The 23,877-nt window shown below is 41.1% G+C and carries 13 protein-coding genes; all 13 read left to right on the plus strand.

The features are described 5' to 3' along the window. Window positions 1-16: 16 nt before the first annotated feature. The 13 genes from P2W73_RS09135 (at window position 17) to kduD (ending at window position 23,673) form a co-directional block, all read left to right on the plus strand. Window positions 17-1,654 (plus strand): RagB/SusD family nutrient uptake outer membrane protein, encoded by a 1,638-nt coding sequence (locus P2W73_RS09135; protein WP_276501717.1) that lies wholly within the window; start codon window positions 17-19, stop codon window positions 1,652-1,654. 41 nt (window positions 1,655-1,695) lie between these two features. Further along, window positions 1,696-2,622, plus strand: coding sequence for a DUF5017 domain-containing protein (locus P2W73_RS09140; protein WP_276501718.1), 927 nt, complete (start codon window positions 1,696-1,698; stop codon window positions 2,620-2,622). 330 nt (window positions 2,623-2,952) lie between these two features. Beyond that, window positions 2,953-4,515: a DUF4955 domain-containing protein gene (locus tag P2W73_RS09145; protein ID WP_276501719.1), complete on the plus strand. Its 1,563-nt coding sequence runs from the start codon at window positions 2,953-2,955 to the stop codon at window positions 4,513-4,515. Between the two features lie 52 nt (window positions 4,516-4,567). Further along, window positions 4,568-6,154: a sulfatase family protein gene (locus tag P2W73_RS09150; RefSeq protein WP_276501720.1), complete on the plus strand. Its 1,587-nt coding sequence runs from the start codon at window positions 4,568-4,570 to the stop codon at window positions 6,152-6,154. 90 nt (window positions 6,155-6,244) lie between these two features. Further along, the gene (locus P2W73_RS09155; RefSeq protein ID WP_276501721.1) at window positions 6,245-7,573 is read left to right on the plus strand and encodes a sulfatase-like hydrolase/transferase; all 1,329 of its coding nucleotides are present in this window, start codon (window positions 6,245-6,247) and stop codon (window positions 7,571-7,573) included. A gap of 57 nt (window positions 7,574-7,630) precedes the next feature. Continuing rightward, window positions 7,631-9,142, plus strand: a complete 1,512-nt coding sequence (locus P2W73_RS09160) for a sulfatase family protein (RefSeq protein ID WP_276501722.1) — start codon at window positions 7,631-7,633, stop codon at window positions 9,140-9,142. 99 nt (window positions 9,143-9,241) lie between these two features. Further along, the gene (locus P2W73_RS09165; protein WP_276501723.1) at window positions 9,242-10,174 is read left to right on the plus strand and encodes an SGNH/GDSL hydrolase family protein; all 933 of its coding nucleotides are present in this window, start codon (window positions 9,242-9,244) and stop codon (window positions 10,172-10,174) included. Between the two features lie 133 nt (window positions 10,175-10,307). Continuing rightward, on the plus strand, window positions 10,308-12,275 hold the full coding sequence (locus P2W73_RS09170) for a hypothetical protein (RefSeq protein WP_276501724.1): 1,968 nt from the start codon (window positions 10,308-10,310) through the stop codon (window positions 12,273-12,275). A gap of 147 nt (window positions 12,276-12,422) precedes the next feature. Further along, window positions 12,423-13,796, plus strand: coding sequence for a 3-keto-disaccharide hydrolase (locus tag P2W73_RS09175; protein WP_276501725.1), 1,374 nt, complete (start codon window positions 12,423-12,425; stop codon window positions 13,794-13,796). Window positions 13,797-13,867: 71 nt separating this feature from the next. Beyond that, on the plus strand, window positions 13,868-15,292 hold the full coding sequence (locus P2W73_RS09180) for a Gfo/Idh/MocA family protein (protein WP_276501726.1): 1,425 nt from the start codon (window positions 13,868-13,870) through the stop codon (window positions 15,290-15,292). A 763-nt stretch (window positions 15,293-16,055) separates the two neighbouring features. Next, window positions 16,056-21,062, plus strand: coding sequence for a polysaccharide lyase family 8 super-sandwich domain-containing protein (locus tag P2W73_RS09185; protein ID WP_276501727.1), 5,007 nt, complete (start codon window positions 16,056-16,058; stop codon window positions 21,060-21,062). Window positions 21,063-21,283: 221 nt separating this feature from the next. Then, window positions 21,284-21,973: a galactokinase family protein gene (locus P2W73_RS09190; RefSeq protein ID WP_276501728.1), complete on the plus strand. Its 690-nt coding sequence runs from the start codon at window positions 21,284-21,286 to the stop codon at window positions 21,971-21,973. A gap of 935 nt (window positions 21,974-22,908) precedes the next feature. Then, window positions 22,909-23,673, plus strand: coding sequence for a 2-dehydro-3-deoxy-D-gluconate 5-dehydrogenase KduD (gene kduD / locus P2W73_RS09195; protein WP_276501729.1), 765 nt, complete (start codon window positions 22,909-22,911; stop codon window positions 23,671-23,673). Window positions 23,674-23,877: the final 204 nt, after the last annotated feature.

Below are 23,877 nucleotides of genomic sequence, written 5' to 3' on the forward strand. Positions count from 1 at the left end.
TTAAAAAAAGTATAGTATGAAAAAGCTTTTATATATATCGTTAATTGCCATATTGGCGCTGGGCCTGGGAGGTTGTAAAAAATTTCTCGACACTAAACCCACAGACACATTAACCCCACAGGAATACTACGGCAGTGAAGCAAAACTTACTGCTGCCTTGGCCGGCGTTTACGACCAGTTAGGAAATGAAAATGGAATGTACGGCAGCGCTATGATTACCGAATTTGATTATAGTGATGAATCATGGGGCGGTTTTGCAACAACAACAACAGGTATGTCGGTTTACAATTTTGATTTTACTAACCCACGCATTGCCGATCTGTGGAAAAGCTGTTACATTGGTATTGACAGAGCAAACCGGTTAATAGAAAATATCAATATTGCATCAATGGATAGCACAGCAAGAGAAGCTATTCTGGGTGAAGCATTGTTTCTAAGAGGCTACTATTATTTTACATTGGTTACCCGTTTTGGCGGAGTGCCAATGCGCTTAACAGCCATTACCTCACCGGCCGATGCACAATTGCCCCGCACACCTGTTCAGGAAGTGTATGCGCAAATCTTAAATGACATGAAGGCTGCAGAGGCTAAAGTACTTCCGATGTATTCAACTGCCAGCAGGGTTTATAAAACAGTTGTGCAGGGTATGTTAGCAAGGGTCTGCCTGCATATGGCAGGTTACCCGGTAAATGATCAGAGCAAATACGCAGAAGCGCTTGAATGGGCGAAAAAAGTAAAAGCTTCAAACCAGCATTCGTTGAATATGTACATTGATCCGAAGTACGTCAACTTCGATCCTAAATTTACCCCTACTTCTCCTTATAGTCAGATTTTTATTAATCAGGCACAAGATCTTTACGATGTAAAAGAAAGCATGTGGGAGGTTGAATTTAAAGGGAACAGGACTGATGGTTTTAATGAAAACGGCAGAATAGGTAACAACATCGGTATTATCTTTCAACCTGCTGCTGGTACTGCTCTCGAAAGAGACAGTGGTTTTTGCTGGGGTTTGGTGAAGGTAACAGGAGTGCTGTATAACCTATATGGAACAAAAGATACACTACGGAGAGACTGGGCAATCGGCAATTATTCAATTAACAGGCTCACAGGTATAAGAACCCCGCTTTTAGCTTCAAATAAGCACGGCCGTTACCCCGGCAAATGGAGAAGATCATTTGAATTAGTAACTCCAAAAAACAAGAATTATACGCCCATCAACTTTCCCTTATTACGCTATGCAGATGTATTGCTCATGCTTGCTGAAGCAGAGAACCAGGTAAATGGTCCTACCCTTGAAGCTTATGAAGCGGTAAATATGGTAAGAAGAAGAGCGTTTAATGCTGCTTCTTTATCTGAACCTAATATAAATGCAGATGCACCTGCCGGGCTTGATAAAGCATCGTTTCAACAATTTATTGAAGACGAACGTGCACGTGAATTATGTTTTGAATCGTTAAGAAAATTAGATCTCATCCGCTGGAACAAATTTGTTAGCCGTATGAAAGATGTGAGTGCCGATTTCACTGCAAATGGTGGCGGCAATGCCTATGGTAGTCTTGCTGGCAGAAATGTTAACCAACGTCATTTGTTATTTCCCATACCCGCCGCAGAAATATTACTCAACAAGAAGTTAACGCAAAACCCGGGTTGGTAACTAAACCTTGCACCTCCATTTTTAAAAAAAAACTATTTAAAATGCGCATAAATTATATAGTGGCTATAGCCGGATTATTTTTCCTGGCCTCATGCAGCAAGGAAATTAAATTAGAACCAGTATCATTCAACGTTGTTGCCGATAGTGCTTCTTACAATGCAGGAAGCAAAACGACATTCAATTTTTCAGGTAAACCTAATTACATTTCTTTTTATTCGGGTGAACCTGGCCAAAGATTCGAATTTAAAGACAGAGAAACAGCTAATGGCATTCCTTTATTAAGTTTCACTTCGCAACTAGATACAGGCACACAAACGAATACGCTGAAGTTGATGATCACCTCTGATCTTAATGGATTTATTGATTCGGCGTCAATCGTAAATGCACCTTGGACAGATATCAGTAATCGTGCAGTATGGGCAACCAATGCAACTGCACTTGGTTCCGGCAATGTTGACTTGTCTGATTTTGCTGCAGCTGACAAACCTGTCTATATTGCTTTCAAATACAAGGCAGCAGCAGGTTCAATTCAAAATAAGTGGACACTGACAAAGTTTTCTCTGCGCAACTCTTTGAGTGATGGCACTTCCTATCTTATTGATTCAGTTCCTACCATAACAACAGCCACTAATTATGGTAATACCAGCAATCTTCCTGTATGGGTGGGACAAAAAACAGTTGGTTCCACTACCGCATTTGATGTAAAAGCAATAATGATTGTTGCAGGTGAAACTTCTGCTGCAACAGCAACCAATGATGTAGAAGCATGGTTTGTTACAGGTCCGGTTAACTTGAAAAAGGTAACTCCTGATGCTGGGGTTCCTATTCAAACTATTGTCAACTATATGCCATCCTATACATATACTTATTCAAAGAGTGGCACGTATGAAGCGGTATTTGTAGCAAGTAATCAAAATGTTAATGCGGCTTCAAATACCGTGAAAAAAGTTGCTATTACTATTAACTAAACTAATAGTTCAACAACGGCCTTTTTAAAAGACATACTTAATAACAACGAATATATAGGCTTCAATGTCAACTAAAAGGTGATATTGAAGCCTGTATTTATTTACGTCATTTACTTGTTTGTAAAACACCGCATCATTCTATCAATCAGCCGTCCGGTTTAGAAAGAGGGTGTTTTGTTTTAATATTTTTTCATAATTATCTAAATGAAAAAAAAGATTGAGCTTACTTTGTCTTAGGGGAAATTTCGGCAAGCCGGTAACAGTAGTGATTGATAAATAACAGCATTTTACATTGTAATATTTTTATTAAGAAGTACTAAACGTTTTTTTATGAGGATAACCATAAAACAAGTGAGCTGTTATTTAGTTGGTATGGCAAACGTTGTGTTGTTGTTCGGTCAGCAAACAAATGATTCGAAATTATTTGAAGCTTACAAGCAAAACAAACAGCAGTCGCCATTGCCCGATTTCTCGTATGCAGGCTATCGTTGTGGTGAAAAAGCCATACCGGATGTAAAGAGCTATAAGACATTTAATGTGCTCGATTTTGGTGCAAAACCTAATGATGATGTCTCCGATCGTGAAGCTATTCAACAAGCAATTGATGCTGCGAATAAAAACGGATCTGGCATTGTGTTCTTTCCAAAAGGTAGATTTATTGTAAACGACGACAGCACACTTACAAAAGGGATTGTATCAAAAGGCAGTAGAATCATTTTCAGAGGAAGTGGATCGGGTCCCGGTGGAACAGAGTTGTTCATGAAAGAAATGTTGGTGCCGGAAAACCCAAAGAACATGTGGACAGGCAGGCCGATGTTTACATTTACAGCAAAAGGTGTAGATACTAAAATTGGTACTATCACTGCAAATGCGAAAATTGGTGAGTTTAATTTGCAGTTGAGCAAAACAGAGAACATTGAGGAAGGAGATTGGATTGCTGTAAAATTATTGGATAATAACCCTGCATTGGTTGATGCTGAACTTGCACCACATAAAGCCGACCGGGCCTGGAAATACATCATTGAAAAAGGAGTGGATGTTTGTATGTATTACCAGGTTAAAAAAATAAAGAAGGATGTTGTTACAATTCATGCGCCCCTGGCTTATGCAATAGATACAAAATACAAATGGACTGTTTATAAATTTGCCAATGCCGATGAAATAGGTATTGAAGACATCGCTTTTGTTGGTAACTGGAAAGAAAAATTTGTACATCATGGATCATGGAAACATGATAGCGGATTTAACCTGTTCAATTTTTCACGCTGTACTAATTCGTGGATGAAAGATTGCCGTTTTACCGATTGCAATATTGCAGCCATGGTTAGTCAAAGTGCCAATGTAACGGTGATCAATTGTGTGATTACCGGCAATGCCGGGCACGAAGCTATCGGCTCCAGTCATTCTACCAATGTATTGCTTGCTAATTTAAACGATGAATCCTCTCAATGGCATTCATTTGGTGTGCAGAATAGATCTGTCAATACTGTTCTTTGGTATTGCTCTTATCCTTCCACTACCTGTTTCGAAGCACATGCAAGCCAGCCAAGAAATTCTTTATTCGACAATACAACCGGTGGCTTTATGCCAGGTCGCCAGGGTGGTGCCGTAGATAATTTGCCAAATCATTTATCAGGCCTTGTGCTTTGGAATTATACACAAACGAATGCTCCTGTAAAAGACTTTGACTTTTGGCCGGTGAATGATGTATGGTTTAAAATGGTAAACCCCATTGTGGTTGGTTTTACAAGTAACGGCAGCAACTTTAAAAAAGATCAACCAGGTAATTTTGAAAGCATCGGACAAAAAGTTACACCTGCTTCTTTGTATGAAGCACAGCTTGCATTGCGATTGAAAAAAGTGCCGAATTGGTTAAAAAAAGAAAAGAAATAATCAACTCAAATCAAGCTTCTTCAATAAAAACGATAATCATTTTTCATCAAACATGATTAATAAAATACATAACCTTTTTGTAGGTATTCTTTTCAACCTTGTTTGTTTTACAGCCTTAGCTCAACAAAAACCAAACGTTATTTTGGTGTATGTTGATGATCTTGGATATGGCGATCTTAGTTGTTATGGTGCAACTAAATTGAAAACGCCCAATTTGGATAAATTAGCAAAAGGCGGAGTTCGGTTTACCAACGCACACAGTACCTCAGCTACTTGTACGCCATCAAGGTTTGCAATGATGACTGGTAATTATCCATGGCGACAATCAGGTACCGGTATTTTGCCTGGCGATGCATCGTTGATTGTACCTACAAATAAAACAACCTTGCCGAAAGTATTTAAGAATGCAGGATATCAAACAGCTATCATAGGCAAGTGGCATTTGGGCATAGGCGATTCGGTGGCAAAAAACTGGAATGGTGAACTGAAGCCCGGCCCCAATGAAACCGGTTTTGATTACTCTTTCATCTTTCCCGCTACAGCCGATCGGGTGCCTTCTGTGTTCGTAGAAAATCACAGGGTGGTGGCGTTGGATACAAGCGACCCGATAGCAGTGAGTTATACAACTAAAATCGGCAATGAACCAACAGGTGCCGAACACCCCGAGTTATTGAAAATGGTTTCTTCGCCCAATCATGGACATAACCAAACCATTGTAAATGGCATTGGTCGTATTGGCTATATGACTGGAGGAAAAATGGCTCGATGGACCGATGAAGAAATGCCACTTACTTTTCTTGAAAAAGCAAAGCAATATATAGTCGACAACCGAAACAACCCTTTTTTCCTTTACTATGCACTTACCGAGCCGCATGTGCCAAGGGTACCTTCTACTATGTTTAAAGGAAAGAGTGGCCTCGGATTCAGAGGCGATGCTATTCTTCAACTCGACTGGGCTGTAGGTGAAATTATAAAACAGCTTGAAGTGCTGAATCTGCGGAAAAATACGATCATCATTTTCAGCAGCGACAATGGTCCGGTACTGGATGATGGTTATATGGATGGCGCAGTAACGCAATTAAACGGGCATACACCTTGGGGGCCGTTGCGTGGCGGAAAATACAGCATGCTCGAAGCTGGTACTCGAGTGCCGTTTATCCTAAGCTGGCCCGGCAAGGTAAACGCCGGTGTATCAGATGCATTGGTTTGCCAAATTGATTTGATCAGGTCATTCGCCGGCTTTTTTCATCAACGCCTGCAGAACGGCGAAGCAAACGATAGCGAAGATCTGATGAATGTGCTGTTGGGTAAATCGAAACTTGGCCGTTCTTCCCTGATCGTGCAGGGTGCTGATTTGTCGCTGATTCAAGGCAATGAAAACAAAGCAGGATCTTCTGATCGAAAGACAATATCAACATTAGCGCTGATTCAAAACAACTGGAAATATATTCCGGCTAATAACGGACCTGCCAATACAAACCCGAAGCTTACCAATATTGAAACGGGAAACTCTACGGTGCCGCAATTGTATAATCTGAAAGAAGATATTGGTGAACGAAACAATCTTGCCGAAAAATATCCAGAAAAGTTGAAGGAAATGGAACAACTGATGGAGAAGATAAAAAGAGTAAAACTATAATGCAGAAAGAATTGAAATAACAATTTCTGTCACTTTTTTGAGTTGGTTAAAAAAGCTGTAGCAATAGATTATTAAACTAATATGTATAAAATGAATAAACTATTAATATGTCTTATATTTTTTCTTAAGAGTGTTACTGGTTTTGCACAACAAAAACCTAATATCATTTTAATTTTATCTGATGATGCCGGTTACGCCGATTTTAGCTTTCAAAGCAAGCGGCTTATACCTACACCCAACATTGATCGCATTGCGCAAAATGGAGCTTCTTTCACTAATGCCTATGTAACCGGCGCAGTTTGCGGCCCTTCAAGAGCCGGCATTCTTACAGGTGTTAATCAAGCAGAGTTTGGTCATGTATATAATTTTCTGCCTTATAATACTTATACAATCCCCAAAGACAGTTTTGGAATTCCTGTTTCTCAAAAGTTGATCGGCAATTATCTAAAACCGCTGGGCTATACTTCAGGCATAGTAGGTAAATGGCACGAAGGTTATTCTCGTTCCTATCATCCTAATCAACGTGGATTTGATTATTTCTGGGGCTTTCTTGATGGCAGCAGTAATTACAAGCCAGGATTGGCAAAGGGAGTACAAGAAAACGGTCGGCCTGTACCAGCCGATTCTATTCCTTATATGACAGATGCCATCGGCAATCAATCTTTGAAGTTCATAGAAGCCAATGCTAGTCACCCGTTCTTTTTGTACGTTGCTTTTAATGCGGTGCATACGCCATTACAGGCAAAACCCGAACTGCTGGAAAAATATAAAAAACAGTTTAGCGTGGAAGGCCGTGCATTAAATGCAGCGCTTACTGAAAGCCTCGACGAAAATGTAGGACGTATCCTCAATAAACTTAGTGAATTAAAATTGCTTGAGAATACAATTGTTGTTTTTACCAATGATAACGGAGGATCAACAGCTTCTTTTGCTGACAACTATCCTCTTCGTGGCAGTAAAGCAGAGATATATGAAGGTGGTATAAGGGTGCCTATGAGTATGATGTGGAAGGGGAAAATAAAAGCCGGTACCAGGTATGAACATCCCGTTTCAACACTCGATTTTTTGCCTACCTTTTTGAATGCTGCAGAAGCTCAAGCTGAGAAAATTCCACAGATTGCCGGCGATGATTTGGTAAAACGATTGCAAAACAAAAAAAAGGTTGTCGACCGGCCAATGTATTGGTATATCGGCTGGGCCAACACAGGAGCCATCAGGCTGGGTGATTACAAAATGATATTCAGTGCCAAAAAGGGGCCGGAACTTTATAATTTGACGAAAGATATTGCTGAAACAACCAACCTTGTTGAAAGTGAAACTAAAGTGGCGAAAAAGCTGGAGGAAATGTATAAAGTATGGAGGCAGAAATTACCTAAGCCACTATGGGAAGTAGTTAAGTCGGGAAATGGCAGCGAGTAAATTACATGAAGTCATGTCCACATTCGTAAACAGTCGTTTATTATAAATCGATATGTAATGCAAAGAGTACTTATGTTGAAAAGAAATTTATTGTATAGTGTAGGAGCAGTTATACTTATTTTAAGTGTCTCTCTTCGTTGTGCTTCAGTGTCAAAAACTACAAAGGTTTCAACCAAGGAAAAGCAACCGAATATTGTGGTCATTCTTGTTGATCAATGGAGGGGGCAGGCACTTGGATACAGAGGTAAGGAAAAAGTGTATACGCCCAATCTTGATAAACTTGCATCAGAAGGGTTAACGTTAACACAAATGGTTTCAAATAACCCGGTTTGCTCTCCGGCAAGAGCGATGTTATTAACCGGCACATATTCGCTTAAAAATGGTGTTCATTGTAATGTCAATTCAAAGTCGGCGGTTTATGGTGTTGAGCTGCCAGCGAATATTGTTTGTTGGTCTGATGTGTTAAAGCAACAAGGTTATTCAAATGGTTATATTGGTAAGTGGCATTTAGATGCACCGCATAAACCTTATATCCCCTGTAAGAACAATGAAGGTGAAGTGGCCTGGAATGAGTGGACTCCTGATGATCGCCGACACGGATTTGATTATTGGTATGCTTATGGTACTTACGATTATCACGAACGACCAATGTATTGGGATACAAAAGCATCAAGGGATGGTTTTCATTATGTAAATCAGTGGGGACCCGAGCATGAAGCCGAAAAAGCCATCGACTTTTTTATGAACAAAGGAAATGTGCGAAATCCTTCTTCTCCTTTTTCATTGGTCGTTTCTATCAATCCGCCGCATACTCCTTATAACACAGCACCTGCAAAATATCATGAGCCTTATAAAAATATTCCACTCGATTCATTGTTGACAGATGCCAACATTCCACCAGCAGGTACTCCAATGGGTGAGGAGTATCGTAAAAACATTAAAGATTATTATGCAAATATTACCGGTGTAGATGCACAAATCGGTCGCATTATTCAAACATTGAAAACAACTGGTTTGCTTGATAATACCATTATAGTTTTCACTGCCGACCATGGTAACTGCCTTGGTAAGCACAACCAGGAATCGAAGAACAACATTTACGAAGAGTCGATCAGTGTGCCCTTACTTGTTTATTGGAAAGGGAAAATCAAACCCGGTATTGACAATGATTTGCTGATAGGTATGCCTGATCTTTATCCCACTTTACTTGATCTCGCAGGCTACAAAAAAAACATACCATCAACAGTTGACGGAACAAGCTATGCTTCGTATTTCCTCGACAGGAAGGGAAGCAAAGCTTCTGAACAATTTATTCTTGGAACAATAGCCTACGACCAAAAAATGATTAAGAAATCAGGATTCAGAGGAGTGCGGACAACACAATATAAATTGGCTTACGTAACAAAAGGAAGTAATGGTGCTGAACCTCATTTGTTCGATCTGCAAGCCGATCCTTTTGAACTCAATAATATTTACCGTCAAGATCATCCGGCGGTAAAGAGCCTTGCTCCAAGGCTGCAATACTGGTTGCAAAAAACAGGCGATGAATTTGTAATTCCTGCAAAGTAGAAGTTGCGTTTAATAGGCATTGTCAGGAGATGTATCTTGCATTGCACAAACAGAATTAGCAGATAAATGAACGATGCAAAAAAACTAATGACAGGTAACATGAAAAGCTTTTTTTTAATTGTACTTATTTCGCTCGGTTTGCAAGTTCAAAGTCATGCTCAACCTTATACAATTCCTGCAAACGTAAAGCGAATTGTTTTTCTGGGGAATAGTATTACGTATGGAGGTTACTATGTATCCTGTATTGATGCTTATCTGCGTCTTCAATATCCACAACGGCAGTTTGAAATAATCAACGTTGGATTACCAAGTGAAACAGTTTCCGGTTTATCAGAACCCAATCATGCAGGAGGAAAATTCCCACGCCCCGATTTGCATGAACGCCTCGATCGTGTGTTGAAAGAACTAAAACCAGATTTGGTATTTGCTTGTTACGGAATGAATGATGGGATTTATTTACCATTTGATGATAAACGTTTTCAAAAATTCCAAAAGGGAATGCAGTGGCTGCACGATAAGGTTGTAAAATCGGGAGCATCGATAATCCACATCACTCCACCAATTTACGATGAACGAAAGGGTAGTGCCTATGCCAATGTTCTCGATGTGTATACTGATTGGCTGATCAGCCGCCGTTATACGAATAGCTGGAGTGTGATAGATATTCATTGGCCAATGAAAAAATCGTTGGAAGACCAACGCATTAAGGACAGCGTATTTACTTATGCAAAAGATGGAATACACCCCGACAATGCAGGACATTTTATTATAGCAAAACAGATTCTTTTAAACCTGGGAGAAACAATGATTGCTGATGCTACAGATATGAAAGATATTTTATCTGGCTATAAAAACGGCGATTCTATTTTTCATTTAATAGAAAAAGAGCAGGCCATCAGGAAAGATGCCTGGTTAACTTTTACCGGGCACAAAAGACCTGGGATGAATGCTGGTCTTCCTTTACCTGATGCTGAGCGGCAATGTGCAGAAATTGATAAGCAGGTACAAATGCTTATCAAACCCAGATGGTAAGTTGTGTTGGGGAGAATATGTTGGAACTAATACTAAAAGATTAAAGGTGAAATGACAGCAATATGCATAGGTGCTTTTTTAACGATAAGTACTGAAATATTTTGTCTGGAGGAGAAATATTAATCAAAACCATATGAGAATATTGAACAAACAAATAAGGACTTATTCATTGAGTGTGCTTTTCTTGGGTGGGATATTTCACTATAACGTGAAAGCCCAAAGTGCCGTAAGCAGCGATTCAAGAGTATTAACCTGTCGCTTAAAAGAAAATCCATTGTATCAGCAGGAAAAAGACAGGATTTACCAGTTAATCGAAAAACAAGTGCATCACCTTCGTGGCGAATTGCACTACTGGAAAGGCGATTCTACCATGAAGCTGATCACCAAAAGCGGATCAGCAGAAGCATACGTTCGTCCCAATACTACCTGTGTGGCCAATATGGCTTTTCTGTACCGTTTTGGAAAATATGAACAGTCGGTTGTGGGCATATCAAAGAAAGAAATACTGCAGCGGGAAATTATTCCTATGCTCAGGTATTTGGTGCGCACACATAAGGCAGGTGATTTAAAAACAGAGGACGGCAAGGCTTGGGGTAATGCCTGGCAATCGGCGCATTGGGCTGCCACATTGGGAAATGCAGCCTGGTGGGTATGGGAGGAATTACCGGCCGATATTCAAAAAGGAGCAAGGAATGTTGTGGCGCATGAAGCAGACAGGATTGCTGACACCAATCCTCCACAGCAGCTTAAATTAGATAGCAAATCGGAGGAGAATGCCTGGAACAGCCAGGTAATTTCTGCCGCATTGCTGCTAATGCCCAATGATCCCCGTTATGCTAAATGGGAGAAAGCCCTGCAAAAATGGGCCATGTCGAGCTACCTGCGTCCAGCCGACTCAACTTCAACCGCCATTATAGATCAGCTGCCTGTTTCAAAACAATTTAGCGGCGCTAATATCTACGACGATTTTACTTTGGAAAACCACAGTTTTGTTCACCCCGATTATATGGGCGCCTGGATTATGAATGCCGGAAATGAGCTCGATTATTTATTAACCGGAAGAAAACCGTTTCAGGCTTTTTTATATAACCTGTCGCCAATCTATAACAACCAAAAGCGTCTGTTTTTACCCGATGGCAGCTATTGCTATCCAAACGGACAGGATTGGACATTATTCAGGAATGCTGACTGGATTCTTCCACACGCAACAGCCGTAGCAAGGTTTAATGATCCGGAAGCGCTTTATTTTCTGCGGGCCGGGCTGGAAACCGCAGAAAAAATGCAACGAAGAAATCAAGACGGAGCCATTTATGCACCCGGTGAAAATTTTTTCGCTTCTGCCCAGGGCCATGTAGGCTATTGGCTGGCGCAGGCCTGGCTGGAATTACAGTTTGCGCAAAAGCAATTAAAACCTGTTTCGCAAAAACCGGGAATCAACTATTTTGTTGATGGTAAGATTCTCATTCACAGAACGGAGAATGCATTCCACAGTATTTCCTGGGGAGAAAAAATAATGATTCAGTTAATGCCGCTGGCAAAGGATCATATTGTTTCCCCCGATCAAAGAAACGGGATCGGATCCATATCTGTAAATGATACTGTACAGCGTGTTGTACTAAAATCTGTTGAGGTGAAAGAAACCAAAAACAGCTTTGTAGTAAACATGGTAGTGGAACATGGGAAATATATACAAGCAGTTATCAGGTGCGAATCGGATCCTAATGGACAATTAACGATCAGCGAAAAACTTACGGTACTGCAAGATTGTACTACTGATGCTATAGGAACCCTGTCTTTTGGCATTCTCAACAATCCCAACTGGGTGTATGAAAATGGATTGAGAACACTGAAGCTGGATCAACAGGAATCTAAAGTAAAAGCAGCATCGGGGCAAATCTATCAGGCCGTCGCAAAATCTGTGAAAGTAGATAAACTGAATTTTGATCTGGGTAGGCCTGGTAATATTATCTATAAAGCAGCGACTAAACTGAAATCCTCACGTTATACGGACATGCTTGTGTTAAACGCTATAGAAGACAAGCACGACTGGAAACAGGGGGCAGTGATCTCAAAAAATAAGTTGAGCATTACGACAAGATGACGCTTTTTCCCCCGACGCATTCCGCAGACAAATGTTATCCCCAAAAAAACACATTTCATCATGGAGCCAGCAATACATTTCGTAAACATCTGAATAAAACCAATTTTAAAACATTCAATTACATCAGCTTTAACAACACTCAACTTTATGAAACAGGTACTAACTATCGCTTTATTAGTAGCCGTTGTGTTTAGCGCACAGGCACAGAAAAACGGATGGCAATCTCTATTTGACGGAAAAACACTCAAGGGCTGGAAACAAATGACCGGCTCTGCACCTTATGCTGTTGAGAATGGACAGATAGTTGGCACAACGGTAGCCGGTTCGCCCAATTCGTTTTTAGTAAGCGACCGAAAGGTTACCGGTGATTTTGTCTTGGAAATGGAAACAATGATGACCGATACTAATACCAATTCCGGTGTGCAGTTTAAAAGCAATTTTGATCCGAAAGCAAATAACGGAAAGGGACGCATTTACGGTTATCAATTCGATTTTGATGCTTCTTCACGCAAGTGGGCCGGCGGTATTTATGATGAGGGAAGAAGAGACTGGTTATATCCTGTATCGTATAACCCGGGAGGCCAGGTTCTCTTTGCGCCAAATGTGTATCACAAGATCAGGATCGAGTGTATTGGCAATGCAGTAAAAACATGGCTTGATGGTAAGGCTGTTTCTTATTTGGTGGATACCGTAACTTCAAACGAAGGGTTATTTGCTTTGCAGGTACATTCTATTGGAAAGCCTGAATATGCGGGCATAAAAATATTTTGGAAAAACATCCGTATTCAAACCAGCCACATTCAACCCAGGGCATTTCCCAAAGGTGTTTATGTATTAAACATGCAAGCCAACCAGCTTATTCCATACGAAAAACAAAACGGCTGGAAATTATTGTTTGATGGAAAAACAACCAATGGCTGGGAGGGTGCGTTCAAAACCAGCTTTCCTGAAAAAGGATGGGAAGTAAAAGATGGCATATTAAAAGTATTATCATCGAACGGCGATGAATCAACCAACGGCGGCGATATTGTTACCAAGGATCAATACAGCGCCTTTGAATTGTCGTTTGATTTCAAACTCACCAAAGGCGCCAATAGTGGTGTGAAATATTTTGTTACGCTCAAAGAAAAAGTGAGCAACAAGTCTGCAATTGGTTTAGAATTCCAACTGCTCGATGACACTTTACACCCCGACGCAAAACTGGGTCGTGATGGTAACCGCACACTGGCTTCTTTATACGATCTCATTAAAGCCAACAAGTCATCCCGTTTTATCCGCCAGCCGGGTAACTGGAACACAGGCCGTATTGTTGTGTATTCCAACAATCACGTAGAGCACTATCTCAACGGCGTTAAAGTAGTGGAATACGATCGTGGTTCGCAGGCATTCCGTGACCTGGTTGCTATCAGCAAGTATAAAGTATGGCCCCACTTTGGCGAAGCTCCCAGGGGACATATTTTATTACAGGATCATGGTAATGAAGTGTGGTATAGAAATATTAAGATCAGGGAGTTGAAATGAATGTTATATTTTCAACCGGTAGGCCTTTACGAAAGAAGCATTTGAAAAATTTATTCTAAAAAAAGAAGCGTATGTCAGATAATAATTATTCAAGAAGAAAATTTTTGCAACAGGCATTACTGGCCTCAGCCGCCGCCGCCACGCCAGGGTTTTTAATAGCCAAAGGAAAAAGCGCAGGTTTGCCTGCAGGCGAAAAAGTAAACCTTGCCTGTGTTGGTATTGGTAACCGCGCCGGCGAAATCATTCGTGAATTGTATAATACAGGCCTGGCCAATATTGTAGCGCTTTGCGATGTGGATATGGAAGCACCGCACACGCAGGCTATCTTAAAGCAGTTTCCCAATGTTCCCCGGTTTAAGGACTTCAGACAAATGTTTGATAAAATGGGCAACCAGATTGAAGCCGTATCAATTGGTACCCCCGATTTTGCCCACTTCGCCGTTACGATGATGGCCATTGGGTTGGGCAAACACGTATATGTAGAAAAGCCTATGGCGCACACTTTTCAAGAGGTGGAGCTGATGATGAAAGCGGCTGCCAAACATCCGAAAGTGGTAACACAAATGGGCAACCAGGGCCATTCGGAAGCAAACTATTTTCAATTCAAAGCATGGAAAGAAGCCGGCATTATTAAAGATGTTACAGCTATTACGGCACATATGAACTCAGCCCGTCGCTGGCATGGATGGAATCCAAAGATCACATCATTCCCGGCAGCAGAACCCATTCCTTCAACACTCGATTGGGATGTATGGCAAATGCAAACACAGGGACATCAATACAATAAAGATTTTGTGAACGGACAATGGCGTTGCTGGTTCGATTTTGGGATGGGGGCGCTGGGCGATTGGGGAGCACATTTGCTCGACACAGCGCATGAGTTCCTGGATCTTGGGTTGCCTTATGAAGTAAATCCTTTGAAGTTAGAGGGACATAACAATTTCTTCTTCCCTATGTCCACTACGCTTTCGTTCAAATTTCCCAGGCGTGGCCACATGCCCCCGGTGGAAGTAATGTGGTACGATGGAATTAACAACCTGCCGCCGATCCCCGAAGGCTACGGTGTGCAGGGATTAGATCCAAACATTCCGCCGCCAGGCACAGGTGCAATGCAGCCGGCAAAACTTAACCCCGGCAAAATCATTTACAGCAAAGAACTTACGTTCAAAGGGGGTTCGCATGGAAGTACATTGTCAATTATCCCTGAAGCGAAAGCAAAAGACATGGCGTCGAAACTGCCTGTGGTTCCGCAAAGTTCATCGAACCACTTTGCCAACTTCTTAAAAGCATGTAAGGGCGGGGAAAAAACACGATCGCCATTTTCGGTTGCGGGTCCGCTGAGCCAGGTGTTTTGCTTAGGCGTACTGGCCCAATGGACGGGTGAAAAAATTGTGTTCAACAAAAAAAAGAAAATCATCACCAGCAGCAAGCGTGCCAATGCATTATTGGTTGGCCCTCCTCCACGCAAAGGTTGGGAGCAGTTTTATAAAGTGTAATGGTATCCGGCAAATAGTAGGTAACAAGAATGAGCCTTCTCAAAACACCTGCTATTCAACCGGCAACTTTTTATATGGTAAGAAGTATGAAGAGAACTGGTTGGTGTTTTGTGCTCCCACAGCGAAAGGATGTTAGCTAAACCAGTGGTGAAAGAAATAAGGTTCTAATGATATGCAACGTTTCTGTTTATAGTAATACTTTTCCTGGGAATTCAAATTCAATGTGATGCCCGGCCTTATGCTATTCCGGTTAATGTGAAGAGAATTGTTTTTATAGGGAATAGTATTACTTATGCAGGTTACTATGTGTCCTGTATAGATGCTTGCCTGCGTCTTCAATATCCCACAAGGAATTTTGAAATAATTAATCTGGGCCTTCCCAGCGAAACTGTTTCTGGTTTGTCGGAGCCCAATCATGCAGGGGGTAAGTTTCCCCGTCTCCCTTTATCTGAAGTTGAGCGACAATGTGCTGCAATTGAAAAGCAGATCCAAATACTTTTAAAGCCCTGACTCAAACATTTATTTCATTTGCCTTGCATGCATCTTCAAACGTATAATTGAAAAATATGATGGCGCATTGGGGGTAGTAAATGAAGCGAATGATTATTGCTTCACCCAGAAATGAGGAAGCATTTTCCTTATTTACTTCAACTTTCAGCAGACATATCTCACCCTAAACAGAGACAGATTCGCCCCTCTAAGTTTCTTATTTTTTCACAGATTTACTGCGTAAAAAGTATTCACTTCTGTTTAACGATTGTTTATGATGAAAAAAAATCTACTCGCATTTTTAATGCTGTTGTTTGCAGCAATGTACGCCCAGGCTACAGATTACTACACTGCTTCTGCCAGCGCAACACTCACCGGTAATTCAACAGCTTCAGTCGGCTGGACAACAAATCCAGATGGAACAACTGGCTTAACTTCAGTTACCATTGTCGCTGCTGACAATCTTATTATTTTGAATGGAGGCGTAGCTACCATTACGAATACTGGCACCATGACCGTTGCCTCTTTAAATATTCATCAAGGAGGAAAAATTATCCATAACAATAATGCCACTGGTGCTTCATTTACCATTACCGGTTTGCTCACATGGAACGGAACAATCAAAACCTTACAGGCAGCATCGGGAAGTAATTTTTTCAGCGCAAACGGTGATGTTACAGGAAACACAGCGCTACATGATATTGGCAGCACCAGAGGTGTTTACTTTGGTGGTGATGGATTACGAACAATTAATTTAACCCAGGTTGCAGGAGGTATAATTGCTTCAGGCGCTGCCGGTATTCAGGTAACCAAGAACCGAAAATTGACTGGAAACTGTATTTGGTATAGTCCGCTTATTTTCGGTGGAGGTCCAACTCCCGCTACTGTGTTAGACCTGAACGGTTATGATCTGCAGGTGTCGAGTATCCAGGCAGGAAACACAACCAGGTTGCTGAAATGCAATCCCAATTCAAGTCTTTCCATTTCCGGAGGACAACAGGCTACTAATCTCTTTCTCGATCCAAGTGCATCAACACTTAAGAAGCTGACCATCGATGCATCAATGAACCCATCAGGTGTGACAACCAATGCAGCAGTTAACATCACCGGCAATCTTACAACAAGTACATTGTATTTTGGAGTTCCTTCAGGAGGCACGCTTGTAAGAACGCCTCAGTTAACAGGTAACTTTACATTAGCCGATAACGGTTCAATGCGCATACAAAGCAAAGGAGCTTGCGATCAATTAAAAGTAATCGGAAATATTACAATAGGTAATGCCAGCACTTTGCAGTTTGATTTGATTAATGCTTATGCTCCTGCGGTTGGATCGCAGTTTGATTTTGCTACAGCAACCGGAACTATTACAGGAACTTTTGCATCAAGGCAAGATCCTAATAATTATACGGGCATCATTAATTATCCTGCAGGGAAAATACAATATGAAATAGTATCTGGTCCACCTCCGGCTCCGGCTTGTTCTATGAGTCTAAACCCAGACCTGCCGTTGGTTCCTTCAAATGCAACAATCGACGCCGAAATTGAATCAATATTTAAACGGTTTTCAGATAATTTTTTAGGTACAGTCGAACCATCGGCCACAGCACTTAATACGGCAATAGCAGGTTATAATGCACTTGGTATTTCGGTAAACGGATATAATATCAGTTCAACAACAGCTGTTACCAGTTATGATCAGGTATCATTTATAAAAACCTTTGCCCAATATCTCAAGTTTCATCCTGAAGACACTACTAATATATATGCCAAAGCCCTCAATACGGTATGGCTGGTTTCAGATCGTATATGTAAGGGAACAATGAATGTAGAATACAATGGATATTCCTTTCGGAATTTCGGATGGTCCTCCATATTAATCCCCCGTATCAAAGACAATTTTTATGTAAAAAGTTTATTTGAGAATTTGCTGAATCAACAAAATGTTTTTGACTACATGTGGGAACCTGATCAGAAAAGTGTGACTGTCGGTTACAATATGGATCATCTGGGAAATATGGCATCTGTTACGATGGCCTATGTAAAGTGGATTGATTCTGCTGATGAACGCTATCGTTATATGACCGCATTCAAACGTATGATGGGAAAGTATATCCGCTACTCAGGAGGTACTCTTGATGGAATTAAACCCGATGGTTCTGGTTTTCATCATTGGGCTGGCTATCCGTCTTATACAGGTTACAATCTAAATCCTGCTGCTGATATTACTTTTTATTTGTGGCAAACTTCTTTCCAGGTAAGCACTGAAACTTATCTTCTCTTAAGAGATGCTATTATGGCGCAACTCATGTTTGGTAATGATAAAACCACACGATCAATATCTATGGGAGGGAGAAAGCCCCAGGAATTCAATACGGTATTAAATCGATTTTCTTTCCGTAACATGGCAGTAGCCGGGGGAAGCATCTTAGGAACAGGAACTTCAGATCCTGTTATGGCTACTCTTCATAATCGTATATGGGGAGGCTATGCACCTTTTGGTAACAGTACCGTAGCTCCTTTTAATGCAGGATATTTTCAGTTTAACCACAGCATGGCGGGTATTTATCGGAAAGATAATTGGGTAGCTACCTGCAAAGGTTTCAACAATAATATGTTTGGTGCAGAAATTTATCCAAATTCAAATCGTTTTGGACGCTACCAAAGTTATGGTGCTGTTGACATCGTTTATGCAGGTGATAACCTTATTGATAATGGTTATGATGTAACAACAAGAGATTGGAATTTTATTCCGGGTACTACTGTTATCAGACTTCCCTGGGATAAGCTTCATGCTGAAAGAGGCCAGGTTGACGAGCTGCAACAAAAAAGATTTGTAGGCTCATTAAGCTTCATTAATAAAAACAGCAGTTATTTAAAAGCCATTCATGGTACTTACGGAATGTTTGCCATGGACTTCCAGGAAAAAACAGGACAGGGATGGGATGCTGTTTATGGTCCGGAAAGTCATAACAACACATTTACTTTTAAGAAATCCGTATTTACGTTTGACAACATGTTGATCTGTCTTGGTTCTGGCATTGGCAATAACGATGCAGTGAATACAACGTTAACCACCTTGTATCAACGTAAAACTGCAACCGGCAAAGATGTAGTAAATGTGGATGGTGGTTTGTTGCAGGCTGGCAGTTATAACAACATCTATTCAGGTACCGGTAACCATTGGTTGGTTGATAATTACAATACCGGTTTTTATGTGTTTGCAGGTAGTGGTGATATCAAGCTCACAAGAGCAGATCAGCAAACACCGAATCACGAGCAGCTGTGGTCGGCACAAAACATTGCCAATAATCCGGTAGGGAATTATGCTATTGGTTATATCGATCACGGAACGTCTCCATCAAACAAAGAGTACGAATACATTTGCGTGCCGAATGCAAGCACTACTGACATGGTTCAATTAAATAACCAGGTAAGTGCAGGCAACAAGCCGTATACGGTACATCGTAAAGACAGTGTTGCTCACATCGTGGAATACAAACCCAATGCAAATGCAAACGCTATATTTGGATACGCTTTTTTCAATCCGCTTTCCGGAATAAACAACACAGGATTATTGACCGGTGCGGACTACCCTTGCCTGGTGATGTCACAATACGATAAAGCACAGAAAACCCTCCAGATAGCGGTAAACAATCCTGATCTTGGATTTGTTTGGAGACAGGATAGTCCCATATCTGTTGACAAACAAATAAACATCACAATAAAAGGAACAAACTGGCAGATTTCCCAACCGAATGCCAGAGCCAGCATAGCAAGCGCTGCAAACGGAGAAACTACCATTCAGTTCACGGTAGTGGATGGATTACCGGTAGAAATTGTGTTGAGTCGTGTGTTGACTCCGCAAACGATTAGCTTTGATCCAATACCGACAAAAACAACCAGTGATCCAACATTTGATTTAACGGCTACGGCTTCATCTGGCTTAGCGGTTAGCTATACCAGTTCCAATACTGGCGTGGCTACAATAAGTGGCAACACCGTAACTATTGTTGGCAAAGGTATCAGTACTATTACGGCTTCACAGCAAGGCAATGACATTTATGAAGCTGCCACGCCGGTAGCACAAACACTAACGGTGAACGATATTGAACCCCCGGTTCTTACGGCTCCTGCTAATGTAACAGTGAATACCGATGCCGGGGCGGCCACCGCCAGCAATGTGGCTTTGGGTACAGCAACAGCTACCGATAACGACGGCGTTCAATCTATTACCAACAATGCTCCGGCAACCTATCCTGTAGGTGTAACGGAAGTAATTTGGACAGCTGTAGACAATTCCGGAAACGTAACAACCGCCATACAAACAGTAACGGTAACCGACAATGAACCTCCGGTTGTTACAGCTCCGGCAAATCAGTTCTTCTGTTATGCCGGTAACAACCACAGCTATACTATACCTGCTGTAACGGCAACAGATAACAGTGGCGTTTCTGCCATTACGTATGCTATTACAGGTGTTACCCAACGCAGTGGTAGCGGTGCTGATGCAAGCGGACAGTTTGAACAGGGCGAATCAACCATTACCTGGACGGTGACCGATATTCACGGTAATCAATCATTAGTTGTTTGTACAGTAACCATCAATAAGCGTTTGAATGCAAGTATTGCAGATGTGTTTGCAATGAACCCGGCAATAGATGCAAAAAATACAGTTTATCTTGGCTATGGACCTTCAACACTTACAATTGTTGCTTCTCCTGATGGAGGAACAGAAGGCTATGCTTATGCATGGAGCAATGGGCAACAAGTGCAGTCGATTGCAGTTACAGAAGCCGGTACATATACGGTAAACGTAGCAGACTCGAAAGGCTGTCAAACATCTGCATCAATTCAAATAAATGTGTTAGATGTACGATGTGGTAACAATAACAACAAGGTAAAGATTTGCCACAATAACAATAGCATTTGTATTTCTTCTGATGCTGTACAGGAACATTTAGATCACGACGATTTACTTGGTGAATGTGGTATGGGAAGCCGGACTAGTAATAACACCGGAGGTTCAAATGAACGGATTGTTAATGAACAGATTGTTTCGGTATATCCCAATCCGGTTCAGGATATGTTGTATATATCAGTAACAACGCCGGATGCAAATGCAATAATGCAGATATATAATTCACTGGGCATGTTGGTGCGTACTACAAAACTTACCACAACAAGTCAGGGCGTCTCATTAAATGGATTAGCCGCCGGTATGTATTTCGTTCATGTAAAAAATGGTACAGAGTTGATCAAAAAAAAGATAGTGAAACTGTAAAATTTTTCGGTTTAAGCAAGCAGTCAAGGCAAATGTGCGGGGGAGTTTCTACTCTTCCTGCACTAAGCCTGAATAAAATGAAAGATGACCGGTTAAAAATAACAGGCGAATGAAAAGGATGATGACAACCTGGGAAAAGACAAAGGGGAAATGGCGATTGCTGGCCCGGCAGGCAGTTCGTGTTTGATCATTTTAATCACAATAACTCAGTAAACTTTATTATGAATACTATCGATCAGATTCAAAAACAATTTGCCAAAATTTTCGGCAATGGCCCTGCATCTTTAATTGTTCGTTCGCCAGGCAGGGTGAATATTATTGGAGAACACACGGATTACAACGAAGGATTTGTATTGCCAGCAGCGATTGACAAAGCAGCTTATATAGCTATTTCACTCCGGGATGATAATGAAATTCATCTTTGTGCTTTCGATCTTAATGAAACATTTTCAATAAATATTGATGAATTAAAACCAATCGGCGATGTCAGTTGGCCCAATTATATTTTAGGGTCAACAGCTCAATTTATTAAAGAGGGAGTTCCCTTAAAAGGTTTTAATGCTTTACTCACCAGTGATGTACCGATTGGCGCCGGATTATCATCTTCTGCTGCTGTTGAATGTGCTACAGTCTTTGCATTGGATGAACTGTTCCAAACCGATTTTGACAGAATAAGCATGGTGAAAGCGCTAACCCCCGATGCCTTTGCGGATGCCGTAGTGCAGGAGCGTGCCTGGGAGTTTGCCGGAGAATATACCCGCTGGTTCGACCTGGTTCGCTTAGAAAAAGTGGAAGCAGCCAACGCCAACAAACATGCCGACGACCTGAAGCCCGTTGGGTCAATCACCAAAGCTAATTATTGGTTGCCCATTCCTTATGCCGATGCGCTGCTGAACCCTAACTTAAAGTAAGGGAAGTAATAACAGCAAAGCACTGACAGCCTGTTTTCAATACTTGTTACAAAGAACAGGCGATGAGTTGGTAAACGAGTTTAAAATATCCAATAAGCCAGCAATGCCCTCAATTATGAAGGCATTGCCGGCTTATACTTATAGCTGATATTTCAAAAAAAGCACAAAGAAATTCCATGCAATACTTGAAATTTTCCTTGGCATTGATTTTTTCGGTTTCAATTTTTTAAACATTTTCCCAGGGATCCACAAGGTATCCTCCGCTAATCCACCTGTTTTTGTTGCCGACCCGAGCCAGAATTTGGCTTCGGTAAATATAGGATTGCAGAATACGGTTTTTGGACAGTGCATGCAGTCCATTAGAAAGAAGATTATAAAGCAATAGAATACTGATGCATCGGAGAGGTGAGGACTCCTTTCAGCTTTGAGGCAGAAAGAGCCTTTGTTTATCAGGTGATAAGTTTCAAATAACTTATCAAGATTTTTTTAGCAGATATAAGCAGTTGGCTAATGTTCGGAGGGAGTTTCTACTCTTTCCTCGCTTTAGCTTAATGTCAATATTTGTACAACGAAAGTAGATATCATTTGCACTGGTAAACAGTACACAAGCAACTAAAAAACTTTATCCAGATAAAATTCACCCTAATTCAATACAACTTTCACCTTGTTGTGGGAAAATGAAAACTAATTTCATTTCTGAGTTTAGCAGTGCTCGCTGAAGTTGTAAATAAGTGATAGAAAATGCCTCGTTTTAAATCCAATACGTTCATGAGAAAAGGTTGTCAGGGTGACAACCGAACAAACCCGCCGAAGTGCGCCTGCTTTTAATGACCACCTGGCAAAAAAATGAGTAAACGGAAATTACTTGCGAGGCGAATGGTCCGGGTTTGATATATATATATATAGATCATAAACACTAAACCAAAGATTGTCGAATGCGAACATTAGAATTATTTAACCTTACCGGTAAGACTGCATTGGTAACCGGATGCGATACAGGATTGGGACAAGGTATGGCAATTGCGTTGGCAGAAGCAGGAGCTGATATTATTGGCGCTTCAGTTGTAAAGGAAGCGATAGAAACGAAAAATGCTGTGGAGGCTGTCGGTAGAAAATTTACCTACATGCAGGTAGATATCTCTGATCGCCGGCAATTGTATGAATTTATCAATGTTGTTAAAAAGGATAATGAACGCATAGATATCCTTGTGAATAACGCAGGGATCATTTTGCGAATGCCTGCTGCAGAGCACCCCGACGCATACTGGGACAAAGTGATAGATATTAATTTGAACGCACAGTTTATCCTGGGCCGTGAGTTCGGAAAACACATGATGGAAAATGGGGGAGGAAAAATCATTTTTACCTGTTCATTACTCAGTTTCCAGGGTGGGATAAATGTTCCGGGTTACACAGCCAGCAAATCGGCTGTAGCCGGCCTTGTACGTGCTTTTGGAAATGAATGGGGTAGTAAAGGTGTTTGTGTAAACGGAATTGCACCAGGCTACATAGCTACTGCTAACACAAAAGCTTTAAGGGAAGATCCGGAGAGAAATAAAGCAGTACTGGATCGTATACCTGTTGGCCGATGGGGAGTTCCGAATGATTTCAAGGGACCAGCGGTGTTTCTTGCTTCATCCGCTTCCGATTATGTAAACGGTACTGTTTTGTTTGTAGATGGTGGCTGGATGGCACGATAAGAAGTGTTTCCAAATAGGAACGATAATCATTTGTGGATGATAAATAAGAAGAAGATTTCATTCTAATAATCAATAGTCAATTTCACCGGGTTCATTCTTGTTGCTTGAATTTAAGTGAAAAAAACGGATAAGAGACTTGGTTTGTAAAATTGAACTACTATAAATAATAGTAGGTGGTGCAAAGCCCGTCAGCAAATCGTTGGA

Origin of the sequence: Terrimonas pollutisoli (assembly GCF_029360765.1) — a bacterium.
Lineage (GTDB): Bacteria > Bacteroidota > Bacteroidia > Chitinophagales > Chitinophagaceae > Terrimonas_B > Terrimonas_B pollutisoli.

What these genes read in the sequence shown, in the direction of transcription:
- P2W73_RS09135 (WP_276501717.1), top strand. Translation starts at nt 17, where the DNA reads ATGAAAAAGCTTTTATATATATCGTTAATTGCCATATTGGCGCTGGGC.
- P2W73_RS09140 (WP_276501718.1), top strand. Translation starts at nt 1,696, where the DNA reads ATGCGCATAAATTATATAGTGGCTATAGCCGGATTATTTTTCCTGGCC.
- P2W73_RS09145 (WP_276501719.1), top strand. Translation starts at nt 2,953, where the DNA reads ATGAGGATAACCATAAAACAAGTGAGCTGTTATTTAGTTGGTATGGCA.
- P2W73_RS09150 (WP_276501720.1), top strand. Translation starts at nt 4,568, where the DNA reads ATGATTAATAAAATACATAACCTTTTTGTAGGTATTCTTTTCAACCTT.
- P2W73_RS09155 (WP_276501721.1), top strand. Translation starts at nt 6,245, where the DNA reads ATGAATAAACTATTAATATGTCTTATATTTTTTCTTAAGAGTGTTACT.
- P2W73_RS09160 (WP_276501722.1), top strand. Translation starts at nt 7,631, where the DNA reads ATGCAAAGAGTACTTATGTTGAAAAGAAATTTATTGTATAGTGTAGGA.
- P2W73_RS09165 (WP_276501723.1), top strand. Translation starts at nt 9,242, where the DNA reads ATGAAAAGCTTTTTTTTAATTGTACTTATTTCGCTCGGTTTGCAAGTT.
- P2W73_RS09170 (WP_276501724.1), top strand. Translation starts at nt 10,308, where the DNA reads ATGAGAATATTGAACAAACAAATAAGGACTTATTCATTGAGTGTGCTT.
- P2W73_RS09175 (WP_276501725.1), top strand. Translation starts at nt 12,423, where the DNA reads ATGAAACAGGTACTAACTATCGCTTTATTAGTAGCCGTTGTGTTTAGC.
- P2W73_RS09180 (WP_276501726.1), top strand. Translation starts at nt 13,868, where the DNA reads ATGTCAGATAATAATTATTCAAGAAGAAAATTTTTGCAACAGGCATTA.
- P2W73_RS09185 (WP_276501727.1), top strand. Translation starts at nt 16,056, where the DNA reads ATGATGAAAAAAAATCTACTCGCATTTTTAATGCTGTTGTTTGCAGCA.
- P2W73_RS09190 (WP_276501728.1), top strand. Translation starts at nt 21,284, where the DNA reads ATGAATACTATCGATCAGATTCAAAAACAATTTGCCAAAATTTTCGGC.
- kduD (WP_276501729.1), top strand. Translation starts at nt 22,909, where the DNA reads ATGCGAACATTAGAATTATTTAACCTTACCGGTAAGACTGCATTGGTA.